Source organism: Pseudomonas sp. 28 E 9 (genome assembly GCF_900004785.1).
GTDB classification, from domain to species: domain Bacteria; phylum Pseudomonadota; class Gammaproteobacteria; order Pseudomonadales; family Pseudomonadaceae; genus Aquipseudomonas; species Aquipseudomonas orientalis_A.
On the sequence record NZ_CVTK01000047.1, the window covers coordinates 13688 to 38695 of the forward strand.

A 25008-nucleotide genomic window follows, 5' to 3' on the forward strand; every position below is an offset into this window, starting at 1 on the left:
CGGGTTAGCCGCACTGGGCCATGGATGGCCCATTGCGGCGGCCCACGGATTCAAGCCGGAGAGAGGGCACGCCGAGCCTGAGCGAGGTGCCGAGTGGTGGGGCAAGAGCGTTTTGCTTACTTTTGCGCTTTTCAAAAGTGAGCCGCTGTAAGAGCGGAACCAATAGCAGCCGTGACCGCAGAAACGGATATGTACTCGGTCTGATCCAACACCCTGGTCGGCCCTGAGGCCGCCATCGGGGGCAAGCCCCCTCCCACATTTGGACCGAGGTGTGCCAGATGGGTAACCGTTGGCTGACAGGCCGCCATCGGGAGCAAACCCCTTCCCACATTGGGCGGCCATCAAGACACCACCTCCCCAACCACAACCCCCTCAACCCACCACCTGGCCAACGCCGACACATTCGGCGCCTTGAGCAAAGTGAAATGATTCCCCCCGCCATACCAAACCTGCAACCCACGCCCCTGCCCGCGCCACCCCTCAATCATCAACCCCTGCTCACGCTGATTACCCGCCGCATCCAGCGCCGGGTCCCGCGCCAGCACCAAACGCACCACCCCGTCATACCGCGCCTGCGGCCGATACACCGTACGCAACGCCGCCGCATAAGTCCGCGCCGGGCCAACCATCGCATCCCCGGCAGACCGCGCCGGCAACAACCCAACCCCAACCATCCCCGCATGCAATGCCTGGCGCTGCGCCACCTCATCACTCGCGGCAAAATCCAGCGGATCGATCCCCAGGGATCTCCCGGCCGCCAACTGCATCGCCTCGATCAACCGCAACAACGCCGCCGTCGACGTATACGGCCGCCCCACCACACCATTACCCCCCGGCGACTCACTGTCGATCACCGTCAACGACGCCACCTCGCGGCCCATCGCCTGCAAGCGCAGCGCCATTTCCAGCGCGACCCAGCCGCCAAACGAATGCCCGACCAGATGCACCGGCCCCGCCGGGCACTCATGAATCAGCGCCGTCAGGTAACACTGCGCCGCCGCTTCCACCTGGCTGTGCGGCACCGCTTCACCGTCCAGCCCGCGCGGCTGCAGGCCATACAACGGCCAGTCCCGCCCCAGCGCCTCGCTCAAGCCGACGAAGCCGGTCACGCTGTCGCCCGCACCGGGTACACAGAACAGCGGCGCATGCCCGGCTCGGCCGCTCTGGATGCGCAACACCGGCTGATGCACCGCGCAACCCTGCGGCGCAGCGGCCAGCAACGCCACCGACATCGCCCGTCCCAGGCCCTGAATATGCGGAGCCTGCATCATGCTCTGGTGATCACCCGGCACCTGCACCTGGCGCAATTGCCCCGGCGCCAGCACCGCGTCCCAGCCCAGCGCCCTGCTGCGCCGCGACAGCTCGGTAGGCCGCTGCTCGGCACTGAACAGATGCACCGGGATCGGCAGCGGGAACAGGCTGTAATGGGCCAGCGCATGCCCATGCCCGACTTCGCGTTCAAGAAAGCTCACCAGGTCCGCGTCCGCAGCTTCCGCCATTTGCGCGTATAGCAGACCTTGATCGCGACAGCGTTGCAGCAGGCTCGCAAAGTCCAGCTGTCCAATCTGCGCTTCCAGTTGTTCCAGGCTCGCCAGTTCATCCACCCCTCCCTGTGCTTTCCAATACGCCGTGCACTGCAACAGCAAATGCCGCTTGAGCGCATCCGGCCCGCTCCAGCGCGCCTTGCCCTGATCGGTCATGCGCGGCACATAGCTGTCGATCAGGCCGAGAAACGCCACCGGCTCATCGAGCCCCAGCAGTTGCATCGCGACTTCATAAGCCAGCACCCCGCCAAAGGACCACCCCGCGACGCGGTAAGGGCCATGGGGTTGAAGACCACGGATCAACCCGACCATGCGCGCCGCCAGGCCTTCCAGGGTGTTCAGGTGCGAATCGCCGAGCGGCACCCCCGGCAGGCCGTAGATGGGGTAATCGCCGGGCAGGTGCTGGCCCAGCGCGGGAAAATAAACGTCCATGCCACTGAATTCGTGGACCAGGAATAACGGCGCCTGCGTGCCGCTTGCACGCACGGTAATCACCGACGGGTCACGCACAGGGGCTTCGCTGCGCTGACGCAGCATCGCGGCGATGCCCGCCACGCTGGCATGCTGGAACAGCTCGGCCAGCGACACCGGCAAACCGGCTTCCTCAAGCAGGGTGACCAGGCGAATCGCCAACAACGAATGCCCGCCCAGTTCGAAGAAACTGTCATGCCGCCCCACCTGCTCAAGCTTGAGCACCTGCGCCCATAGTTGCGCCAACGTCTGTTCCAGCGCGTCGGCGGGCGCTTCAAACCCGCCACTGACCAGCGTGTCATACGCGGGCACCGGCAAGGCCTTGCGGTCGACCTTGCCGTTGGCCGTCAACGGCAGCCGGTCCAGTGCCACATAGGCCGATGGCCGCATGTACTCCGGCACTTGCTCCTGCAAGTGGGCGCGCACCTGATCCACGCCAACGGCGTCTGCGGCCCACGTGAAGTAGGCCACCAGGCGCTTGTCACCCGGCACGTCTTCACGCGCCATGACCACCACATCCTGGATGCCCGCAAAGGTCGCCAGCCGCGCCTCGATCTCACCCAATTCGATGCGGAAACCGCGAATCTTCACCTGATCATCGTTGCGCCCGATGCACTCCAGCACGCCATCCGCCGTCCAGCGCCCGAGGTCGCCGGTGCGGTACAGCAAGGCGCCGGGGTTGAACGGGTCGTGCACGAATTTTTCAGCGCTCAGTTCAGCACGATTCAAGTACCCCTTGGCCACGCCGTCGCCGCCAATGCAGATTTCTCCAGTGACGCCCAACGGCAGCAGCTGCAATTGCGCATCCAGCACATGCACCTGGGTATTGGCAATCGGCCGACCGATCGGCACGCTGTCGGCGTCGTCGGCCACGGCGCGCACTTCATGGGTGGTGGCGTAGGTGGTGGTTTCGGTCGGGCCATAGCAGTGCACCAGGCGCAAGGCCGGTGCCTGCGCCAACAGGCTGCGGAACGCCGCCGGGTCGGCGCGCTCGCCACCGCACAACAGAATGCGCAGGCCGGCCAGGGCCTGGGGAATCATCTGCACGTACTGGTTGAACAGCGCGGTGGTGACGAACAGCACCGTCACCCCTGCAAGCTCGGCGCCGAATGCCAGCGGGTCGAGCAAGGTGGCGTGGTCGATCACTTGTACCTGGCCCCCGTTGAGCAACGGGCCCCACACGTCCATGGTGCTGGCGTCGAACGCCGGGTTGGAGGCGAACGCCACCCGATCATGGGCATTGAAGTCGGCGTAGCCGTTGTTGAGCACCAGCCGCGTGATGCCGCGATGGGGCACCAGTACGCCTTTGGGCGTGCCGGTGGAGCCGGAGGTGTACATGATGTACGCCACGCTGTCCGAGGACTGCGACAGGTCGGGATTGTGGCTCGGTTGCGGGGCCAGGGCCAGGCGGTCCACGTCCAGGCGCTGCGCTGCGAAGGCCACCTCGGCATCGCTGCGCGTCAACAGCCAGGTCGCGCCGCTGTCCTGCTGCATGAAGCCCTGACGCTCGGCGGGTGCGTTGATGTCCAACGGCACATAGGCGGCGGCGCATTTGAGGATCGCCAGTTGGCTGACCAGCAAATCCAGGCCGCGCGGCAGCAGCAGCGTGACGTTATCGCCGGGCCGCACACCCAGGTCCGCCAGGTGATGAGCCAACTGGTTGGCCCGCGTATTCAGTTCGCCATAGCTCAGCCGCTGCTCGCCATGCACCGCCGCCAGCGCGTCGGGACGCGCCTGGGCCTGGGCTTCGAACAGGCGCTGTACCGTGTGCTCACGCGGGAAAGTGCGGGCAGTCGCGTTGAAGTCCAGCAGTTGCTGGCGCTCCGTCGCCGGCAGAATCGGCACGCAACCGATGGCGATATCGCTGTGGCTTTCCAGCGCCTGCACGATGTGCTCCAGGGCCACCTGCAGGTACGCGCACAAACGCTCGGCCCCCGGCCCCGCGGCCTTCAAGGTGAAGCCTTCACCGAGGTCATCCACGCTCAATGACAGGCCGTAGTTGGTCTGCTCCTGGGCCTTGAGCAACTCAATGCCTTGCCACGCCTGCGCCTCGCCGCCTGTTTGCGGCGCGCTGTGACGGTAGTTGAACAGCACGTCGAACAGCGGCGTGGTCGCGGGCACGTCGCTGCAACGCTGGGCCAGGGCCAACGGTGCATGCTCGTGGCTGAGCAGTTGACTCAGGCGCGCGTGGGTAGCGCGCAGCGCATCGCGCACCGCGTGATCGCCCAGGTCGACCCGCAGCGGCAGGGTATTGATAAATACGCCCATGGCGCGCTCGGCGCCTTCACCGCCCTGCAGGCGACCGAGCATCACCGTGCCGAACACCACGCTTTGCCGCCCGGACGCCTTGCCCAGTACATGGCCCCAGCCTAGGTGCAGCAGGCTCGCCGCGCTGACGCCCGACTGCCGGGCCTGTACGCGCAGGCGCCGGCTCAAGCCCGGATCGAGGGTCAGGTGGACGCTTTGCACAGCGCCGGCAATCTGCACCTGGGTCGGCTCACCGATGTCACCGAGCATCTTGCGGAAAAACGTTTCGTGGTCGCGCTCGATCAGGCAGGTCTGCGCCACATAGTTGCGATACGGCACCGCCGCACCCAGCTCGTCCTCGCGCCCCAGCAAAAACGCCTGCATTTCGTGTTGCAGAATCTCCAATGCCACATGGTCCATAACCAGATGATGGAACAGCAGGGTCGCGACCACGCGTTGCGCCTGCTCGCTGTACACCAGACGCATCAGCGGCGCCTGGTCCAGCGCCAGGCGCTGCGGCAGCGGCGCACTTTCGACGCGCAATTGAGCCTTGCGCCACACCACCTGCACCGGTTGCTCCAGGCCCTCCCAGTGGAAGGATGAGCGCAGGATGTCGTGCCGTTCGATCACCGCCTGTAGCGCACGGGCAAACGCGTCCAGGCGCGTACGACTGTCGAAGCCGAACTGCGCCTGCAGCACGTAGGCGTCGTCGCCCTGCACCGCCCGATGCTGATAGAGCATGCCCGCCTGCAAGGGGGCCAGCGGGTAGATGTCCTGCACATTCGCCGCACCGCCCGGGATGACGGCGACGATGCGTTCGATGGCGCTCGCGTCGAGCTTGATCAGCGGCAGCATCGCCGGGGTGATGTGCGCACAGTCGGTCGCGATGCCATTGACCGGCACCGCCACCTCGCGCCCGCTGCCCAAGGCTGCAGCCAGTGCCGCCAACGTCGGCTGGCCGAACAGTACTTTCACATCCGCCGTCAGGCCCAGGCGGCGCATGCGCCCCATCAGGCTGATGGCCAGCAGCGAGTGCCCGCCCAGTTCGAAAAAGTTATCGTGGCGCCCTACCCGCTCCACGTTCAGCAGCTCGGCCCACAGGCTGGCCAGGGCGATCTCGGTATCGCCCTGGGGCGCTTCATACTCGCGCAACGCCTGCGCCTCCACGCCCGGTTCCGGCAGTGCCTTGCGCTCCAGCTTGCCGTTGGGGCTCAGCGGCAGCGCCTGCAGATGCACGAAGATCGCCGGAACCATGAATTCCGGCAGATGCTGCAACAGATGCGCGCGCAGGGCGTCAGTCTCGCAGCAGACGCCGGTGTAATACGCCACCAGACGCTGCTCCCGGGCAATCACCGCAGCTTCGTTGACCGCCGGGTGCTCAGTCAGGCGTGCCTGGATTTCCCCCAGTTCGATGCGCAGGCCGCGAATCTTCACCTGATCGTCGTTGCGTCCCAGGTACTCGATCGTGCCGTCCGGCCAATAACGTCCGAGGTCGCCGGTGCGGTACATTCTGCCGGCCATGAACGGGTCGTCGAAAAAGCGCTCGGCAGTCAGCTCGGGGCGGTTCAGATAGCCCCGCGCCACCTGCACGCCGGCAATGAACAGTTCGCCCACCACGCCCTGTGGCACCGGCTGCAACTGTGCGTCCAGCAGGTACAGGCGGGTGTTGGCAATCGGCGTGCCGATGGGCGTGTTGTCCGGGGTGTGCGGGCCGCCGCAGTTCCAGGCGGTCACATCCACCGCCGCTTCGGTCGGGCCGTAGAGATTATGCAATTGGCTACCCGGCAACTGCTGCTTGAAGCGGCGTACCAGACTGCCCGGCAACGCCTCCCCGCTGCATATCACGCGCACCAGCCCGGCCGCCGGGCGCACATCGCCGTGGGCCAGGAACACATCAAGCATCGAAGGCACGAAGTGCAGCGTGGTGATGTGCTCAGCTTGGATCACTTCACACAGGTACTCAGGCTCCTTGTGTCCGCCCGGCCGCGCCATCACCAGGCGAGCGCCGGTGAACAGCGGCCAGAAAAACTCCCACACCGACACGTCGAAGCTGAACGGGGTTTTCTGCAACACCGTATCGCTGGCGTCGAGCGCGTATTCGTCCTGCATCCACAGCAAGCGGTTGACCACCCCGGCGTGTTCGTTGATCACGCCCTTGGGCTGGCCGGTGGAGCCGGAGGTGTAGATCACGTAGGCGGTCACGCCCGCCACAGCCGGGTTGTCGATAGGCTGGTGTTGCCAGGTCGGCTGGTCCAGGTCGACCACCGTTGCCGCGCCCAGCAAGCCCCGGGTGCTGCCCTGGGCCAGCAGCACCGCCGGGGCGCTGTCTTGCAGCATGTAGGCCAGGCGCTCCAGCGGATAGGCCGGGTCCAGCGGCACATAGGCGGCGCCGGCCTTGAGGATCGCGTACAGGCCGATGACCATGTCCAGGCCGCGCTCGACGCAGATCGCCACGCGCGTATCCGGTTGCACGCCGAGGGCCAGCAGATGATGGGCCAACTGATTGGCGTGCGCGTTCAGTTGGGCATAGGTCAGGTGCTGCTCACCGGCCTGCACGGCAATCGCGTGCGGCGTGCGCAACACTTGCGCTTCGAACAGGCCATGCAAGGTCTGCTCGAGGTCGTAGTCCACGGCGGTGGCGTTGAAATCGAACAGCAGGTGCTGACGTTCGCGCTCATCCAGCAGCGGCGCGTGTTCCAGCACCGCCTGGTCGTTATCGACCATGGCCTGCAACACGCGGGTGAAATAGCCGACATAACGCAGCATCGTCGACTCGTCGAACAGCGCCACCGCATATTCCAGCGCGCCCAGGACACTGCCCTGCACTTCGCCCAGGTTCAGCGACAGGTCGAACTTGGCAAAGTGGCTGTTCTCCACAATGCCTTCCAGGGCCAGGTCGCCCAGGGCCAGGGTGGGCGCGCTGCTGTCCTGCCAACTGAACAAGGTCTGGAACAGAGGGCTGTGGGACAGGCTGCGCGGGGGTCGAGTGATTTCCACCACCTGCTCGAACGGCAGGTCCTGATGGGCCTGGGCCGCCAGCGTCAGGGCCTTGACCCGCGCCAGCAAGGCCTCGGTGCTCAGCTCGCCGGAGGTATCGATACGCACCGCCAGGGTGTTGACGAACAGCCCGATCAAGCCTTCCACCTCGGTGCGCGTGCGGTTGGCCACCGGCGTACCGATTACCAGGTCATGCTGCCCGGACAAGCGCGCCAGCAAAGACGCCCAGGCGCTCAGCAAGGTCATGTACAGCGTGGTGCCATGGCGCTGGCTCAAGGCCTTGAGCCCGGCGGTCAGGCGTTCATCCAGGCGCACCTCGACGCTGCTGCCGGCGTAGTCCTGCTGCGCCGGACGCGGGCGGTCAGTGGGCAAGGTGAGCAAGGCCGGTGCGCCGGCCAGGGCCTGTTGCCAATAGCTGCTCTGGCGCTGCAGCACTTCGCCGCTCAACCACAGGCGCTGCCACACGGCAAAGTCGGCGTACTGGATCGGCAACGGCGGCAACGGGTCGGCGTGACCGTGGCTGAACGCCTGGTACAGCGCCATCAGTTCGCGGGTGAGCACGCCCATCGACCAGCCGTCGGAGACGATGTGGTGCAGGGTCAGCAGCAACACGTGGTGATCGTCGGCCATCACCACCAGACGCCCGCGCAGCAGTGGGCCGCGCTCAAGGTCGAACGGCGCCGAGGCTTCGCCGTGGATCAGCGCGTCCAGCGCCTGCTGCGGCTGCGGATGGCGGCGCAGGTCCTGCACCTGCAGCGGCAACATGTCTTCGGCCGGCACGATCAGCACCTGAGCCTCGTCGCCGTGCTGGGCGAAGCGACTGCGCAGGGTTTCATGCCGCGCGACAATCCGCGCCAGGGCACGTTGCAGCGCCTGCACATGCAAGTGCCCCCGCAGACGCAGGCCGATGGGAATGTTGTAGGCGGTGTTGGCGCCCTCCATCAACGCCAGGAACCACAAGCGTTGCTGGGCAAATGACAACGGCAGCTCAGCGTCGCGATTGGCCGGCAGGATGTCCGGCAAGGTGCTGCGACCGGCGCGCGCCAACAGCTCGGCAACCGCCGCCAGTTCGGCGTTGGCGAACAAGTCGCCCAGCACCAGCTCCACCCCCAGGCGCTGGCGCACCTGGGACACCATGCGCATGGCCAGCAGCGAATGCCCGCCCAGCTCGAAGAAGTGATCGCGCCGCCCAACCCGCTCCACTTGCAGCACGTCGGCCCAGATCTGCGCCAACACGCTTTCGATCTCGCCCAGCGGCGCCTCGTATTCACGGCTGAATACCGCAGCCATATCCGGCGCCGGCAGTGCCTGGCGGTCGAGCTTGCCGTTGGCGGTCAGGGGCAGCGTGTCGAGCTTCATGAACGCCACCGGCACCATATAGTCGGGCAGATGGGCCACCAGGTGCGCGCGGATATCAGCGACGGCCAGCGCATCCAGTTGCGGGCTTTCGGTGAAATACGCCACCAGCCGCTCTTCACGCACCAGCACCACCGCCTCCAGGATGCCCGGCAGTTGGTTGAGCCGGGTCTCGATTTCGCCCAGTTCGATGCGCATGCCACGGATCTTTACCTGGTCATCATTGCGCCCCAAATACTCCAGGTTACCGTCGGGCAGCCAGCGCGCCAGGTCGCCGGTGCGGTACATGCGCCCGCTGCTGAACGGGTCGCGCAGGAACCGCTCGGCAGTCAATTCCGGACGATTGAGGTAGCCGCGCGCCACGCCCTTGCCGCCCACGTACAGTTCACCCGCCACGCCCAACGGCACCGGGCGCAGCTGTTCGTCCAGCAGATAGACCCTGGCATTGGCGATAGGCTTGCCGATATGCAACGGCTGGCCCGCCTCGATCTTGCCGGCGGTGGCGACCACCGTGGCTTCGGTGGGGCCATAGTTGTTGATCAGCTCGAAGCGCTGCGCGCGCCCGAAATGGCGCAGGCGGTCACCGCCGATCAGCAGCGTGCGCAAGGTCGGGTGTTCGAGGTTTTGACTGAAGGCGTACTCGGCCACCGGTGTCGGCAGGAAACACACGTCCAGCGGTTGCGCGCACCACCAGGCGAGCAGCGCGTCGATGTCTTCAGCGCCGTCACGGGCCGGCGGCAGGTGCAGGGTGGCGCCCGCGCACAGCGCCGGCCACACTTCCCAGGCCATCGCATCAAAGCCGAAACCGGCCACGCTGGCGGTATGCCGCCCGGCGCGCAGGTCGAAGGCGCTGCAATGCCAGTCCACCAGGTTGGCCACGGTGTGATGCTCCACCATCACCCCTTTGGGCAGGCCGGTGGAGCCGGAGGTATAGATCACATAGGCCAGGTTCGACGCCGTCATGGCCACCTCGGGATTGCTCGCCGCGTGGTGGTGCCAGGTGTAGCGGTCCAGGTTGATCACCGGCACCTCCAGCTCCGGCAGGCGCTCGAGCAACGCGTGCTGGGTCAGCACGGCCACCGGGGCGCTGTCGCTGAGCAGGTAGCTCAGGCGCTCGGCCGGGTGGGACGGATCCACCGGCACATAACAGGCGCCGGCCTTGAGGATCGCCAGCAAGCCGGCCAGGGTGTCCAGGCCACGGCGTGCGACGATGGCCACGCGGTCATCGGGCTTGACCCCCAGCGCCAGCAGATGATGAGCCAGCAGGTTGGCTTGCTGGTTGAGTTCGGCGTAGCTCAGCGTGCGGTCCAGGCACACCGCCGCGATGGCATCCGGGGTCAGCGCGGCCTGGGCTTCGATGCGCGCGTGCAAGGTGCTGCCCTGGGGGAACACCGCCTGGGTTGCGTTGAACTGCTCGAGCAACAGGCGCTGCTCGGCCAGCGGCACCACCGGCAGTTGGTTGAGCGCGGTGTGCGGCGCCTGCTCCAGGGCGCTTACCAGGTTTTCCAGTGCGGTTTGCAGGTAGGCGCAGACGCGGTGCGGGTCGACGGCGGTACTGGCGAGCAGACTCAGGCCGAAGCCCTCGCCGAGGTCATCCACGCTGAGGGTCAGCGGGTAGTTGGTGCGCTCCTCGGCCCGCAGCGCGGTGATGCCGTGCCATGCCGATACGGCCTCGGCACTGGCCGCCGCTGCGCTGTGACGATAGTTGAGCAGCGCACTGAACAGCGGCGTCGGCGCAACCACCGCGCTGCAACGCTGAGCCAGGGCCAACGGCGCGTGCTCATGGCGCAATAAGGTGGTGAGACGTGCGTGGGTGGCCTTGACCCCGGCGCACACATCCTGGGCGTCCACATCCACACGAAACGGCAAGGTATTGATGAAGATGCCCAGCGCGCGATCCGTCGCATGGCTGCCCTGCATGCGCCCCATCAACACCGTGCCGAATACCACCTGGGCCTTGCCGGCCAACACCCCGAGCACCTGGGCCCAGCCCATGTGAAACAGGCTGGCGGTACTCACCCCCAACTGGCGTGCCTGGGCGCGCAGGCGTCGCGCCAGTTCCGGCGCCAACGCCAGGCTGACCTCGGCAATGCCCCGCGCATCGCCCTGCACATCCTGCAGGCCGAACGGCAAGGTTGGCTCGCTGATATCGCCGAGCATCTGCCGGAAAAAGCTTTCGTGCGCCTGCTCGCTGATGCCCAGCCGCGCCTGCGCCACGTAGTTGCGAAACGGCACCGCCTGGCCCAGGGCGTCGCCCTGCCCCAACAGGCACGCCTGCATTTCATGGCACACCACTTCCAGCGCACTGTGGTCCAGCGCCATATGGTGGAACAGCAAGGTGGCGACAATGCGCCCATTGGCCGGGTCTTCGGCGCGTATCAGGCGCAACAGCGGCGCCCGGGTCACGTCGAGGCGGTAGTGGCGCGCATCGAACAGGTCGTGCAACTGCGCGGCAATATCGCCGTCGGCGGGGTCCAGCATCAACGCCTGCACCGGCAGGCGCGCCTGGCGCCACACCACTTGCGAGGGTTGTTCAAGGCCATCCCAGACTACCCCGGTGCGCAGGATGTCATGGCGGTCCATTACCCGTTGCAACGCCTGGGCGAATGCGTCGAAACGTTCCAGGCTGTCAAAGGCGAACTGCGACTGCATCACATACGGGTCGCCCTGCTCGGCACTGACGTGATGGAACAGGATGCCTTCCTGCAATGGCGCCAGCGGGTAGATGTCCTGGATATTGGCCACACCGCCGTCGACGGTGGCGACGATACGCTCGATCTCCTCCTGGGTCAGGGTGGACAAGGTCAACATGTCCGGGGTGATGCGCTCGGCGCCCGCCGGGATAGCGTTGGCCGGCACCTGCACCTCACCGGCTTTGGTTGCCGAATACTCACCGGCCTTGATCAGCTCGATCAGCGCCGGCTTGTGCTCGCGCAGCGCGGCGAGGATCAAAGGGTCGCTCAAGGCGTGCTTGTTGCCTTGCACCGACAACTGCTCGCCCTTCAGCGCCAGTTGCACGTCCTTGGTGTTCAGGGTTGCCAGCAGCTCGAGGATGTTCACAGGACGATCTCCATTCGTTCGGTCATTGCGGCGTAGCCGGCCAGGGTCGGTTGCTCGAACAACCCCCGCACATCGGCTTCCATGCCTTCCTGGCGCAAGCGCCCGATCAAGCTCACGGCGAGCAGCGAGTGCCCGCCCAGTTCAAAGAAGTTGTCATGGCGCCCGACCCGCTCCACCTTCAGCAGCTCGGCCCAGAGCCGGGCCAGCAGGATTTCGCTGTCGCCTTCGGGCGCCTCGTACTCACGCACGCTCAACGCCGCCACGCCCGGAGCCGGCAGCGCCTTGCGATCAAGCTTGCCGTTGGGGCTCAGGGGCATGGCCTCAAGGTGCACGAACAACGCGGGCACCATGAAATCCGGCAGGTGCTGCAAGAGCTGGCTGCGCAGCGCTTCGATGGCGGTGGCCGCGCCGGTGTAATAGGCGACCAGGCGATCTTCGCGGGCTACGACCACGGCATCCTTCACGGCGGGATGCTCGAGCAGGCGCGCCTGAATTTCTCCCAGCTCGATGCGCAGGCCGCGGATTTTCACCTGATCATCGTTGCGGCCCAGGTACTCCAGATTACCGTCCGGCAGATAGCGGCCCAGGTCGCCCGTGCGGTACATCCGGCCCTCGCTGAACGGGTCCTTGAGGAAGCGTTCGGCGGTCAGTTGCGCACGATTGAGATAACCCCGCGCTACCTGTACGCCGCCGATGAACAGTTCACCGACGACGCCCAACGGCACCGGCTGCAACTGCTCATCCAGCACGTACATGCGCGTGTTGGCAATCGGCTTGCCGATCGGCGTGTTGTCCGGCACATCGCTGCTTGCGCAGTTCCAAGCAGTCACATCCACAGCGGCTTCGGTCGGGCCGTACAGGTTGTACAAACCGATGCCCGGCAGTTGCTGCTTGAAGCGCCGCACCAGGCTGCCCGGCAAGGCTTCGCCGCTGCACATCACACGCACCAGCCCGGCGGCCTGGCCGACATCGCCGTGGGCCAGGAATACATCGAGCATCGACGGTACGAAATGCAGCGTGGTAATCCGCTCGGATTCGATCACGTCGCACAGGTACGCCGGCTCCTTGTGCCCGCCCGGACGCGCCATCACCAGGCGTGCGCCGGTCATCAGCGGCCAGAAGAACTCCCACACCGACACGTCGAAGCTGAACGGGGTTTTCTGCAGTACCGCATCCTGCGCCTTGAGGCTGTGCGCGTCCTGCATCCACAGCAGGCGGTTGACCACCCCGGCGTGTTCGTTGATCACGCCTTTGGGCTGGCCGGTTGAGCCGGAGGTGTAGATCACGTACGCGGTGTGCCGGGCCGTGAGGCCAGGCACCTGGGGATTGCCGGAAGGCTGGTGCTGCCAGGTCTCGTGGTCCAGATCAATGACCGGCACAGTGCCGAGCCATTCACGGTGTGCGCCCTGGGTGAGCACCACCACCGGCGTGCTGTCGTGCAGCATGTAGGCGAGGCGCTCCTGCGGGTAGCCCGGGTCCAGCGGGACGTAACCGCCGCCGGCCTTGAGGATGGCGAACAGGCCGATGACCATCTCCAGGCCACGCTCCAGGCAAATGCCCACCCGCGTATCCGGCTGCACGCCGCACTCACGCAAGTGATGGGCGAGGCGGTTGGCGCGTTCGTTGAGTTGCTGGTAGGTGAGTTGCCGGTCGCCGGCCTTCACCGCAATTGCTTGCGGCGAGCGCTCGACCTGGGCTTCGAGCAGGCCGTGCAGGGTCTGCTCGAGGTTGTAGTTCACTTCGGTGGCGTTGAACTCGACAAGCAGCTTATGCCGCTCCGCCTGGCCCATCACCGGCAGGCGATTCAACGCCTGCTGCGGCGCCTGCTCCAGCGCGTGTACCAGGCCGGCCAGCGCAGTCTGCATATACCCGCAGACCCTTTGCGCATCCATGTGCGCCAGGGCGGTGACGTCATAACCGTCGCCCAGGTCATCCACGTTCAGGGTCAGCGGGTAGTTGGTGCGCCCGTCATTGACCAGGGTCTGCATGCCTTCCCAGGCGTGCTGCGCGTCCGCCGAACGGGTTGCCGAGCCGCGATGGCGGTAGTTGAGCATCGAACTGAACAACGGCGCCGGCGCCGACACCCCGCTGCAACGCTGGGCCAGCGCCAGGGACGCGTGCTCATGGCCGAGCAAGGCGGTCAGCCGCGTATGGGTGGCGCGCACCGCCTCGCGGGCGCCCTGGGCGTCGATGTCCAGGCGCAGCGGCAAGGTATTGATAAACACCCCCAGGGCCCGGTCGGCGCCCTCGCCGCCCTGCAGGCGCCCCACCAGCACGGTGCCGAACACCACACTGTGGCGTCCCGAGGTGGCAGCCAGCACCTGGCCCCAGGCCAGGTGGAACAGGCTCGCGCTGCTGACGCCGAGCAAGCGTGCCTGGGCGCGCAGGCGTCGGCTCAGCTCGCTGTCCAGGTGCAGGGTGTGCTCCTCGATGGCGTTACCGTCGCCGCGCACATCCTGCAAGCCGAACGGCAAGGTGGGTTCATCGACATCGCCGAGCATGTCGCGAAAGAACGCTTCATGTTCCTGCTCACTCACGCCCAGCCGCGCCTGGGCCACGTAGTTGCGGTACGGCATCGGTGCGGCGGCAGGCGCGGCGTGGCCCAGCAGGTAGCCCTGCATTTCGCGCAGCACCACATCGAACGCGGTGTGGTCCAGAGCGATATGGTGGTAAAGCAACACCGCCGCGACGCGCTGGTTGGCCGGATCGCGCGCATAGACCAGGCGGACCAGCGGCGCCTGACTGATATCCAGGCGATAGCGGCGCGCGTCAAAACGTTCATGCAGGCCGGCGAGCACATCGCCGTGCAGTTGCAACTCCTGCACGCTCAATTGAGCGGTGCGCCACACCACTTGCAGCGGTTGTACCAAACCTTCCCACACCACCCCGGTGCGCAGGATGTCATGGCGGTCGATGACCTGCTGCAACGCTCGGGCAAAGGCCTGCACGCGCTCGATGCTGTCAAACGCCAAGTGCGATTGCAGCAGGTACGGATCGCCCCGCTCTGCGGTGAGGTAGTGGTAGAAAATGCCTTCCTGCAACGGCGCCAGCGGATAGATATCCTGCACATTGGCGGCGCCGCCGGGCACTTGGTCGATCACCTGATCCAGCGTCGATTGCTCCAGCGTCACCAGCGACAGCATGTCCGCCGTGATGCGTTGGCAGCCGTCGGGAATACGGTTGGCCGGCACCTGCACTTCGCGGCCACTGCCCACGGCGGCGGCCAGCGCGGCCAGGGTCGGCTGGCTGAACAGCACGCGCACATCGGCGCTCAGGCCGACCTGGCGCATGCGCTCGATCAGGCTGACGGCCAGCAACGAATGCCCGCCCAGTTCGAAGAAGTGGTCATGGCGCCCCACCTGCTCCACCTGCAGCACGTCGGCCCAGATCCGCGCCAGGCGGGTTTCCACTTCGCCCTGGGGCGCTTCGTAGTCACGGGTCAGCAGCGCGGCTTGATCGGGGGCCGGCAAGGCCTTGCGGTCCAGCTTGCCGTTGGCGGTCAGGGGCAAGGCCGCAAGTTTCACGTAGGCCACCGGCACCAGGGCCTCGGGCAGTTGCGCCTGCAGTTGCGCGCGCAGCGTGTCGATCGACAGCGCCTGGCGTTCGGTGAACCAGGCGATCAAGCGGCCTTCGCGCACCAGCACCACCGCTTCCGCCACGCCGTCGAGCGCGGCCAGGCGGCTTTCGATTTCGCCCAGTTCAACCCGCACCCCGCGCAGTTTGACCTGGTCATCGTTGCGCCCCAGGTATTCCAGGTTGCCATCGGGCAGCCAGCGCACCAGGTCGCCGGTGCGGTACATGCGCCCGGGGTTGAACGGGTCTTGCAGGAAGCGCTCGGCGGTCAGGTCCGGGCGATTCAGGTAACCGCGCGCCACGCCGCGGCCACCCACATACAGCTCACCGGCCACGCCCACCGGCACCGGACGCAGGTGCGCATCCAGCACATAGCTGGTGGCATTGGCCACAGGCCGGCCGATATGCAAAGGCTGTCCGGCACGCACACGCCCGGAGGTGGCGACCACCGTGGCTTCGGTGGGGCCGTAGTTATTGATCAGGGCAAACCGTCGTTCCTGGCTGAACTGGCGCAGGCGGTCGCCCCCGATCAGCAGCATGCGCAGGGTCGGGTGTTGCAGGTTCAGGCTGAAGGCGTACTCGGCCACCGGGGTGGGCAGGAAGCTCACGTCCAGCGGCTGCGCCAGCCACCAGGCCAACAGCTCGTCGATGTTTTCATTGCCCACCTCGGCGGGCGGCAGGTGCAGGGTCGCGCCCACGCACAGCGCCGGCCAGGCTTCCCAGGCCAGCGCATCGAAACCGAAACCGGCGACGCTGCTGGTATGGCTGGCAGCCCCCAGGCCAAAGGCCTCGCAATGCCAGTGCACGAGGTTTTCCACGTGGTGATGCTCCACCATCACGCCCTTGGGCTGACCGGTGGAACCGGAGGTGTAGATCACGTAGGCCAGGTGCGCCGGGGTCAGTGCGCCCAGTTGCGGATTGCTCACAGGGTATTGCTGCAAGCCGGGGTCGTGCAGGTCGACACTGGCGACGCCGCCGAGCAGGTCGCGGGTGCAGGCTTGCGAGAGTACCGCCACCGGTGCGCTGTCCTGCAACAGGTAGGCGATCCGCTCGGCCGGGTACGCCGGGTCGATCGGCACATAGCCCGCGCCGGCCTTGAGAATGCCGAGCAGGCCCACCAGCATCTGCGGGCCGCGACGGCAGCAGATCGCCACGCGGTCATCCGGCTGCACGCCAAGCCCGAGCAGGTGATGGGCCAGCTGGTTGGCGTGTTGGTTGAGCTGTCGATAGGTCAGCGCCACACCGTCCTGCATCACCGCGATGGCTTCGGGCTGACGCTCGGCCTGGACTTCAAAGGCGCCGTGCAGGGTGTGCCCGCGCGGGAAGTCATGGGCGGTGGCGTTGAATTCGCGCAGCAGCGTGTCGCGTTCCGCCGTCGGCAGAATCGGCAGGTGGTGCAAGCGGGTGTCCGGCGCGTTTTCCAGGGCGTCGACCAACTGCGCCACGGCGTTGTGCATGTAGTCGCACAGGCGCTGGGCGCCGATCTGCGGCAACGCCAGCACGGCCAACGCAAAGCCTTCGCCCAGGTCGTCCACACTCAGGGTCAGCGGATAGTTGCTGCGCTCTTCGCCGCCGAGCAGTTGTACGCCCTCCCAGATCCCCTGACCGTCGCGGGCCATTTCGCCGGGGCTGCTGTGGCGGTAATTGAGCAAGGCGCTGAACAGCGGCGTGGCCGTCGCCACCCCACTGCAACGCTGGGCCAGGGCCAGCGAGGCATGTTCATGCCCGAGCAAGGCGCTCAAGCGTGCATGGGTGGCCTTGACCGCGTCGGCGGCAGCGGCCGCCACATCGACCCGCAGCGGCAAGGTGTTGATGAACATGCCCAGGGCGCGGTCCGCCCCGTCGCCGGCCTGCATGCGCCCCATCAGGACGGTGCCGAACACCACGTCGTCGCGCCCGGACACCAGCCCCAGCACCTGCGCCCAGGCCAGGTGCATCAGGCTCGCGGCGCTGACGCCCAGGTGGCGTGCCTGCTCGCGCACCCGCTGCGCCAGCTCGGCCGGCAGCTGCCGTGCGGCTTCTTCGATGCTGCGGCCGTCGCCCTGCACATCATGCAAACCGAACGGCAACGTCGGCTCGTCGACATCGGCGAGCATGCCGCGGAAGAACTGCTCATGCTCGGCCACACTGACCCCCAGGCGCGCCTGGGCCACGTAGTTGCGAAACGGCGCGGCCTCGGGCAAGTCATCGGCTTGATCCAGCATGAAGGCACGCATCTCCTGGCCCACCACTTCCATGGCGGTATGGTCCAGGGCCAGGTGGTGGAACAGCAGGATCGCCGCGACACGCTGATTGGCCGGGTCCTGGGCGTAGACCATGCGCAGCAGCGGCGCCTGGGTGATGTCCAGCCGGTAGTGGCGCGCATCGAAGCGTGCATGCAGTTGTTCGATGATGCCGCCGTCGGCCGGGTCCAGGCTGACGGCCTGCACCACCAACTGCGCCTGGCGCCACACCACTTGCACCGGGCTGTCCAGGCCTTCCCAGACCACCCCGGTGCGCAGAATGTCGTGGCGCGCCACCACCTGTTGCAGCGCGCCCATGAAAGCGTGCAAGCGCTCAAGGCTGTCGAACGCCATGCGCGATTGCAGCAGGTACGGGTCGCCCTGTTCGGCGCTGATGTGGTGATAGAGGATGCCTTCCTGCAACGGCGCCAGTGGGTAGATATCCTGAACGTTCGCCGCACCGCCCGGCACGTTGGCCACGATGCGTTCAATGGCGGCCGCGTCGAGTTGCACCAGGCTCAGCATCGACGGGGTGATGTGCGTGCAGCCTGCCGGAATGCCATTGGCCGGCACCACGATTTCGCGCCCGCTGCCCACCGCCGCCGCCAATGCCGCGAGGCTGGGCTGGCTGAACAGCACGCGCACATCGGCGCTCAGGCCGACGCGGCGCATGCGCTCGATCAGGCTGACGGCCAGCAACGAATGCCCGCCCAGTTCAAAGAAATGATCATGCCGACCGACGCGCTCGAGCTTGAGCACGTCCTGCCAGATCTGCGCCAGCAGGGTTTCCACTTCGCCCTGGGGGGCCTCGTAGGCACGACTGAGCAACGCACTCTGGTCCGGCATCGGCAGATGCTTGCGGTCCAGTTTGCCATTGGCCGTCAGGGGCAGCCGTTCCAGCCAGACATAGGCCGAGGGCACCATATAGTCCGGCAACTGGCCTTGCACATGGTCGCGCAAGGCTTCGATAGCCAGCGGCGCAGCGGCCGTGTAGTAGGCGACCAGGCGTTTGTCGCCTGGCGCGTCTTCCCGCGCCAGCACTACGCAGTCTTTCAGGCCCGCAAAGGTGGCCAGGCGAGTTTCGATCTCGCCGGGCTCAATGCGGAAACCGCGAATCTTCACTTGCAGGTCATTACGGCCCTGGTACAACAGCGTACCGTCGGCCTGCCAACAAGCGAGGTCGCCCGTGCGGTACACCAGGCCATCGCCGAAGGGGTTCGAGATGAATGTTTCGGCGGTCAATTGCGGCTGGTTCAAGTACCCCTTGGCCACGCCGGCACCACCGATATACAACTCCCCGGTCACCCCCAAAGGTACAGGCTGCCGGCGTTCATCCAGCACGTACGCCTGGGCATTGGCGATCGGCCGGCCGATCGGGATCGACCCCTCACCCACCGCCGTGATTTCAAAGGTGGTGGAGAACGTGGTCGCTTCCGTTGGCCCGTAACCGTTCAACAGGTGCCGGGGCTTACCCTGCTCGAGTACGCGGCCAATCACCTGCGGGTCGAGTACATCCCCACCGACGATCAGGTATCGCAGTTGGCGAAACACCGGCAGCAACCCATCGGCGTACTGGTGGAAAAGACCGGCGGTCATCCACAACACCGTCACCAACTGCTCTTGCAACAACGCGGCGAATGAGGTGTGGGACAACAGCACAGCCTGTTCGACCACCACCACACAGCCGCCGTTGAGCAAGGGTGCCCACACGTCAAGGGTGCTCGCATCGAACGCCGGGTTCGACGCAAAGGCCACGCGGTCCTGGGCATTGAAGTCGGCGTAGCCGTTATTGATCACCAGCCGGGTAATGCCGCGCTGGGGCACCAGTACGCCTTTGGGCGTGCCGGTGGAACCGGAGGTGTACATGATGTAGGCGACGCTGTCGGCGGACTGCTCTCGCTCGGGATTCTCCGCCGGCAGCCCGTCGAGGTTCAGCCCGGCCAGGTCGTCCAGCACCAGGCGGGCGCCGCTGTCCTGCACCATGAAGGCCTGGCGTTCGGCCGGCGCATTGACGTCCAGCGGCACATACACCGCCGCGCACTTGAGCACGGCCACTTGGCTGACCACCAGGTCGATGCCGCGCGGCAGCGCCAGGGCCACCGGCTCGCCGGGTTGCACGCCCTGACCGATCAGGTAGTGGGCCAGGCGATTGGCGCGGCGATTGAGGTCGCGGTAACTCAGGGACAGTTTGCCCTGCACCACCGCCACCGCTTCAGGCCGTGCCAGCGCCTGGGCTTCGAACAGCTGGGCGACGCTCAAATGCGCCGGGTAGTCGCGGCGACTGGCGTTGAACTCCACCAGCAATTGACGGCGCTCTGCCGGCGGTATGATCGACAGCGTTTGCAGCGCGGTGGTCGGCGCCTGTTGCAGGGCCGTCACCAGGTGGCGCAGCGCGGTCAGCATGTAGTCCGCCACGCGCTGCACGTCCAGCGTGGCAATACCTTGCACGGTGAGGGCGAAGCCTGCGCCCAGGTCATCGACGTTGAGCACCAGCGGGTAGTTGCTGCGCTCTTCGGAGCTGAGTACCTGGATGCCGGAAGCGGCGAACGGGCTGTCACCCGGTGCTTCATCCGGTGCGCTGTGGCGATAGTTGAGCAAGGTACTGAACAACGGCAACGACGCCGGCACACCACTGCAGCGCTGGGCCAGGGACAACGAGGCATGTTCGTGCCCGAGCAATTGCGCCAGGCGTGCGTGGGTGGCGCGCACACCGGCCTGCACGCCCGTGGCGCCGAGGCTGACCCGCAGCGGCAAGGTGTTGATGAACATCCCCAGCGCCCGATCGGCGCCCTCGCCGCCCTGCATGCGCCCCAGCAACACGGTGCCGAACACCACGTCGCGCTGGCCGGACACCTGGCTCAGCACCTGCGCCCAGGCCAGGTGCACCAGGCTCGCGGCACTCACGCCCAATTGCCGCGCCTGTTCGCGCAGGGCCAGGCTCAGCCCCGACTCCAGCGGCAGATGGGCTTCGACGATGCCGCTGCCGTCGCCATTCACATCCTGCAAGCCGAAGGCCAGGGTTGGCTCGTCGATATCGCCGAGCATCTCGCTGAAGAACGCTTCGTGCTGCGCCTGACTCACACCGAGGCGCGCCTGGGCCACGTAGTTGCGGTACTGCACCGCGTCGGGCAACTGCGCGCTGTTGCCGCACAGGCTGGCGCTCATCTCTTGCACCAGCACGTGCAGGGCGGTGTGGTCGAGCAGGATATGGTGCAGCAGCAGGATGCCGACCAGGCGCCCCGCTTCCTCGCTGTACGCCAGGCGCATCAGCGACGCGCGTGACAGGTCCAGGCGATAGTGACGAGGGTCGAAGCGTTGTTGCAGAGACGCCAGGGCATCGTCGCCCGTGGCCTCGACCCGTTCGACCGCCAGCGGTGCCTGGCGCAGCACCACCTGCACCGGTTCATCCAGGCCTTCCCAGAGGATCGCGGTGCGCAGGATGTCGTTGCGCTCGATCACGCTGTGCAGCGCCTGGACAAACCCGTCCACCGCCGTCTGGTCAGCAAAGCTGAACTGCACCTGCAACACGTAGGGGTCGCCCTCTGCGGTTGCCAGGTGATGGTAGAGAATCCCGGCCTGCAACGGCGCCAGGCCGTAGATGTCCTGCACATTGGCGATGCCGCCGGGTATCGCCTGGATGATGTGGTCGATGGCGGCCTGGTCGAGGTCGACCAGGGGCAGCATGTCCGGGGTGATGGCCGCGCTGTGTTCTTCAATGAGGTTGGCCGGCACCTGCACCTCATGGTGCCCGCCGACCGCCGCCGCCAGTGCCGCCAAGGTCGGCTGGCCGAACAGCACGCGCACATCGGCGCTCAGTTCCACTTGGCGCATGCGCTCGATCAGCTTGACCGCCAACAGCGAGTGGCCGCCGAGCTCGAAGAAATTATCCTCGCGCCCCACGCGGTCGACCTTGAGCAAATCCTGCCAGAGCGTGGCGATGGTGGTTTCCACCGCGCCCTGGGGCGGCGCATAACCGCGCCGGGCCAACGCGTCGGTATCAGGTGCGGGCAAGGCCTTGCGGTCGAGTTTGCCGTTGGTGGTCAGCGGGAACCGCTCCAGCAGCACAAAGGCAGCGGGCACCATGTAGTCGGCCAGGCTCAGCAGCAAATGGTCGCGCAAGGCGGCCGCACTCGGCGTGCCATCGGCAATCACATAGGCCACCAGGCGTTTGTCGCCGGGAGTGTCTTCCCGGGCAATCACCACGGCATCGCGCACGCCGTCGGCGGTGGCCAGGTGGGCCTGGATTTCACCGAGTTCGATACGGAAACCGCGGATCTTCACCTGGTCGTCGTTGCGCCCCAGGTACTCGACGCTGCCGTCGGCCGACAAGCGGCCAAGGTCGCCGGTCTTGTACATGCGCAGGCCGGTGGCCGGGTCGTGCAGGAAGCGTTCGGCGTTGAGTGCGTCACGGTTCAGATAACCGCGCGCCACCCCGGCGCCGCCCACATACAGCTCACCGACCACGCCGAACGGCAGCGGCTCGCGCTGTGCGTCAAGGATGTACAACTGCAAGTCCGGAATGCGCACGCCAATCGGGCTTACGCCGACCAACTGCGCATCGGCCGCTTCCAGCGCGCGGTAGGTCACGTGCACGGTGGTTTCGGTGATGCCGTACATGTTCACCAGTTGCGTACCGGCATTCACCGCCCGTGCATACCAGGGTTTGAGCATGCCCGGTTCCAGCGCCTCGCCGCCGAAAATCACCTGGCGCAACGAATGCGCCTGGTCGCTGTTGCCCTGGGCCGCGATCAACTGGCGGAACGCACTTGGCGTCTGGTTGAGGATGCTGACCGAGGCTTCGCAGAGCAGCGCGTAGCACTCATCCGGTGAACGGCTGACCAGTTGCGGCACGATCAGCAACTGGCCGCCGTGCATCAGCGCACCCCAGATTTCCCACACGGAAAAGTCGAACGCGAAGGAATGGAACAGCGCCCACACGTCGTGCTGGTTAAAGCCGAACCAGTGCTGGGTGGCGCTGAACAGGCGCGCCACCTGGCGGTGTTCGATCATCACGCCCTTGGGCTGGCCGGTGGAACCGGAGGTGTAGATGACATAGGCCAGGTTGGCCGGGCTCAGGTGCAGGCACGGATTGACCGTGGCCTGTTGGTGCAGGGCGTCGAGGTCGATCTGCGCCAGGTTGCCCACCAAGTGCCGGGTGTCGGCTTGCACCAGCACCGCCACCGGCGCGCTGTCGCCCAGGGTGTAGGCGATGCGTTCCTGCGGGTACGCCGGGTCGATCGGCACATAACCGGCGCCGGCCTTGAGGATACCAAGCAGGCCGATGATCATCTGCGGGCCGCGCTCTACGCAGATCGCCACGCGCGCGTCGGGGCATACGCCCTGGGCCAGCAGCGCATGGGCGACCTGGTTGGCGCGTTCGTTGAGTTCACGGTAGGTCAGGCAGCGTTGTTCGAAACGCACGGCAATCGCGTCGGGGCGGGCGGCGGCGTGGGCTTCGACTTGCTGGTGGATCAGGGCGGTGTCGGCGTAGTGCGCGGGGCTTTGGTTTACTGAGCTTTGGTTTACTGAGCTTTGGTTCAGGCGGTGCAGCAAGGTATGGCGTTCGGAGTCAGACAGGATGTTCAGGCCGCTGAGCGGCATATCCGGTCGCTGTTCAAGGGCATCGGCCAGACTTTCCAGGGCCGTGTGCAGATAACCGGCCACGCGTTGCGCGCTGATGGACGCATCGACCATCACCGTCAGCGCAAAGTCTTCACCCAGGTCATCGACGTTGACCGTCAGCGGGTAGTTGGTGCGCTCTTCGGCGCCGAGCACCTGGATACCTTCGGCCACGTCGATCACCGCGTGCATGTCGCTGGCGGCGCTGTGACGGTAATTGAGCATCGCACTGAACAGCGGCGCCGGCGCCGCCACCCCGCTGCAACGCTGGGCCAGCGCCAGGGAGGCGTGCTCGTGCTCAAGCAAGGTGGTGAGGCGTTCGTGGGTAGCCTTGATCGCGGCGCGCACGCCTTGCTCGCCGACATCCACGCGCAGCGGCAAGGTATTGATGAACATGCCCAACGCGCGCTCACCGCCCTCGCCCGCGCCCATGCGGCCGAGCATCACGGTGCCGAACACCACCGACTCACGGCCCGACACCACCCCCAGCACCCGGGCCAACGCCAGGTGCATCAAGCTTGCCACACCGACACCCAATGGACGCGCCAGGCTGCGCAAGCGCAGGCTGAGCGCATGCTCAACCGGCAGGCGCGCTTCGTCGATGCCCAGGCCATCGCCCTGCACGTCCTGCAGGCCGAAGGGCAACGTCGGCTCGTCGATGTCGGCGAGCATGTCGCGGAAGAAGGCTTCGTGGGCCTGCTCGCTCACGCCATGGCGCACTTGGGCGATATAGCTGCGAAACGCTACCGGCGGCGCGGCCTGCGCCTGCTTGCCGGCGAGGTACAACTGGATTTCCTCGCGCACCCCATCGAGGGCGGTGTGATCGAGGATGGTGTGATGAAACAGCAGCATCGCCACCACGCGTTCGTTGGCCGGGTCGTCGGCAAACACCAGGCGCAGCAACGGCGCCTGGCCCAGGTCCATGCGATAGGTGCGCGCATCGTAGCGTGCGAGCAGTTGGGCCAGGCGGTCGGCGCCGTCCAGATGCGCCTCTTCACAGGCCAGGGTTGCCTTGCGCCACACCACCTGCAACGGCTCGTCGAGGCGCTCCCAGGCCATCGACGTGCGCAGGATATCGTGGCGATCAATCACCCATTGCAACGCCTGGGCAAAGCTGTGCAGACGCGCGCGGCTGTCGAACACGAACTGCGCGTGCAGCACGTAGGGGTCGCCCTGCTGTGCGCGAAGATGGTGGTAGAGCATGCCTTCCTGGAGCGGCGCCAGGGGGTAGATATCCTGCACATTCGCCGCCCCGCCGGGGATCGCCGCGACGATGCGGTCGATGGCCGGCTGGTCGAGCGTGACCAGGGGCAGCATGTCCGGGGTGATGCCATAAGCCGGGCTCGACCAGTCGCCGCCATGCGCCGCGACCAGCTCAAGCAGTTGGGGTTTGTGCGCGATCAGTTGGTCCCACAGCGCGTCATCCAGCGCGTCGTCATCGCCCAGGACGATCAGATCGCCCTCTTCCGTCTGCAGACGGATCGCATGGGTGGAAATCGCTGCCAGTAATTCGCTGAACTGCATGGGGAAACCCGCCTGATAAGTCACGGTTGAAAAGAATGTCCGTATTCCGTTGTGCCGCTTGAATCGGCTGCCTTGCGCCCTGAAAAAACAACGGGCGCAGCCGGGGGCCTGGAGAGGCTTCCGGCAGGCTTGGAAAATTAAGGGATTTGCGGGGCGGGGGGTGACATGGGAAGCGGGGACAAGGGAAATGGGGAATGGTTCCGGGTTGGTTGAGGGCCAATACTGATCCGGTGGTGTGAGAGCCATTTTTGAGCGTCGTTTCCCCCACCTGCATCGCCTGCTCGACATGCATTGTTAAAGGCCAGCAAGCCATATCCCTTTAATTTGCAGGACGTTTCCTAGACAATCCTTCGGCCTTGCGCCTGCTCAATCCACTGGCTAGCCTTCGCTTCGTC

The 25008-nt window shown here is 66.3% G+C and carries 2 protein-coding genes; both read right to left on the minus strand.

Annotated features, from left to right (window positions below; translation table 11 throughout):
- Positions 1 to 341: 341 nt before the first annotated feature.
- Positions 342 to 11675: a non-ribosomal peptide synthetase gene (locus BFQ00_RS14175; protein ID WP_065933867.1), complete on the minus strand. Its 11334-nt coding sequence runs from the start codon at positions 11673 to 11675 to the stop codon at positions 342 to 344.
- Entirely contained in the window at positions 11672 to 24613 is a 12942-nt protein-coding gene (locus BFQ00_RS14180; protein WP_065933868.1) for a non-ribosomal peptide synthetase, read from the minus strand. Before BFQ00_RS14180 ends, BFQ00_RS14175 begins: the two co-directional genes overlap by 4 nt.
- Positions 24614 to 25008 lie beyond the last annotated feature (395 nt).